Genomic DNA, 2,672 nt, shown 5'->3' on the forward strand with positions numbered 1-2,672 from the left:
GTAACTGTTGCAGTGCCACCTCTGCCATCACTGATAGTAATGGTGAAACTATCAGGACCAGTATAACCTGCAGCTGGTGTATAGGTATAAGTACCATCTGTATTCACTAATACGGAGCCGTGAGCTGGATCTGTGGCCTTGGTAAAGGTCAGCGCATCGCCATCAGGATCTGCACCGGATACTGAGCCATTTACTGGTGTATCCTGGATAGTGGTTTTCGTATCACCAGTACCAGTAGGAGGATTATTTGAAGGAACAACAGGATTTACGATAATGTTTACTGTAACCGTTGTGGTACCACCTCTACCATCACTGATAATGATAGTGAAGTTATCTGTACCGGTATAACCTGCAGTTGGTGTATATGTATATGTTCCATCTGTATTTACAATAACTGAACCATGAGCCGGATCAGTATCCTTTGTAAAGGTCAATGCATCGCCATCAGGATCTGTACCGGATACTGAACCATTTACAGGAGTATCCTGGTTAGTAGTCTTCGTATCACCAGTACCTGTTGGCGGAGTATTTGGACGAGGATTTACAGTGATGTTTACAGTAACCGTGGTGGTTCCACCTTTACCATCACTGATAGTAATAGTGAAACTATCAGGACCGGTATAACCTGCAGCTGGTGTATAGGTATAAGTACCATCCGCATTTACCACTACTGAGCCATGAGCCGGATCAGTAGCTTTCGTAAAGGTCAATGCATCGCCATCAGGATCCGTACCAGATACTGAACCATTTACTGGTGTATCCTGGATAGTGGTCTTTGTATCGCCAGTACCTGTTGGCGGATTATTTGGTGGAGGATTTACGGTGATGTTTACAGTAACGATCGCTGTGCCGCCTCTGCCATCACTGATAAGGATAGTGAAACTATCAGGACCAGTATAACCTGCAGCTGGCGTATAGGTGTAAGTTCCATCCGCATTTACAATAACTGAGCCATGCGCTGGATCTGTATCTTTCGTGAAGGTCAATGCGTCTCCATCAGGATCTGTACCGGATACTGAACCATTTACAGGAGTATCCTGGGTGGTAGTTTTCGTATCACCGGTACCAGTCGGAGGATTATTTGGACGAGGATTTACGGTGATGTTTACTGTAACTGTGGTAGTACCGCCTTTACCATCACTGATGGTAATAGTGAAACTATCAGGGCCAGTATAACCCGCGGCTGGTGTATAAGTATAAGTTCCATCCGCATTTACCACTACTGAGCCATGAGCCGGATCAGTAGCTTTCGTGAAGGTCAATGCGTCTCCGTCAGGATCTGTACCGGATACTGACCCATTTACAGGGATATCCTGGGTAGTGGTCTTCGTATCACCAGTACCAGTCGGAGGATTATTTGGACGAGGATTTACAGTGATGTTCACAGTAACTGTTGCAGTGCCACCTCTGCCATCACTGATGGTAATGGTGAAACTATCAGGACCAGTATAACCTGCAGCTGGTGTATAGGTATAAGTACCATCTGTATTCACTAATACGGAGCCGTGAGCTGGATCTGTGGCCTTGGTAAAGGTCAGCGCATCGCCATCAGGATCTGTACCGGATACTGAGCCATTTACTGGTGTATCCTGGATAGTGGTTTTCGTATCACCAGTACCAGTAGGAGGATTATTTGAAGGAACAACAGGATTTACGATAATGTTTACTGTAACCGTTGTGGTACCACCTCTACCATCACTGATAATGATAGTGAAGTTATCTGTACCGGTATAACCTGCAGCTGGTGTGTATGTATATGTTCCATCTGTATTTACAATAACTGAACCATGAGCCGGATCAGTATCCTTTGTAAAGGTCAATGCATCGCCATCAGGATCTGTACCGGATACTGAACCATTTACAGGAGTATCCTGGTTAGTAGTCTTCGTATCGCCAGTACCTGTTGGCGGAGTATTTGGACGAGGATTTACGGTGATGTTTACAGTAACCGTGGTGGTTCCACCTTTACCATCACTGATAGTAATAGTGAAACTATCAGGACCGGTATAACCTGCAGCTGGTGTATAGGTATAAGTACCATCCGCATTTACCACTACTGAGCCATGAGCCGGATCAGTAGCTTTCGTAAAGGTCAATGCATCGCCATCAGGATCCGTACCAGATACTGAACCATCTACTGGTGTATCCTGGATAGTGGTCTTTGTATCGCCAGTACCTGTTGGCGGATTATTTGGTGGAGGATTTACGGTGATGTTTACCGTAACGATCGCTGTGCCGCCTCTGCCATCACTGATAAGGATAGTGAAACTATCAGGACCAGTATAACCCGCAGCTGGCGTATAGGTGTAAGTTCCATCCGTATTTACAATAACTGAGCCATGCGCCGGATCTGTATCTTTCGTAAAGGTCAATGCATCGCCATCAGGATCCGTACCGGATACTGCACCAACTACCGGTACATCCCGGGTAGTGGTCTTCGTGTCACCGGTACCAGTTGGAGGATTATTTGGACGAGGATTTACGGTGATGTTCACAGTAACGGTTGCCGTACCGCCTTTACCATCACTGATGGTAATAGTGAAACTATCAGGACCAGTATAACCCGCAGCTGGTGTATACGTATAAGTTCCATCCGCATTTACCACTACTGAGCCATGAGCCGGATCAGTAGCTTTCGTGAAGGTCAATGCGTCTCCATCAGGATCTGTACC

1 protein-coding gene is annotated in these 2,672 nt (G+C 46.0%); it reads right to left on the reverse strand.

Going from position 1 to position 2,672, the window contains the following annotated elements; translation table 11 throughout:
- Positions 1 to 2,672, reverse strand: a 2,672-nt coding sequence (locus CLV42_RS33540; RefSeq protein ID WP_146154560.1) for an Ig-like domain-containing protein, incomplete at both ends; no start/stop codon positions are given.

The sequence above is a fragment of the Chitinophaga ginsengisoli genome (genome assembly GCF_003014595.1).
In the GTDB taxonomy this organism is placed as follows: Bacteria; Bacteroidota; Bacteroidia; order Chitinophagales; family Chitinophagaceae; genus Chitinophaga; species Chitinophaga ginsengisoli.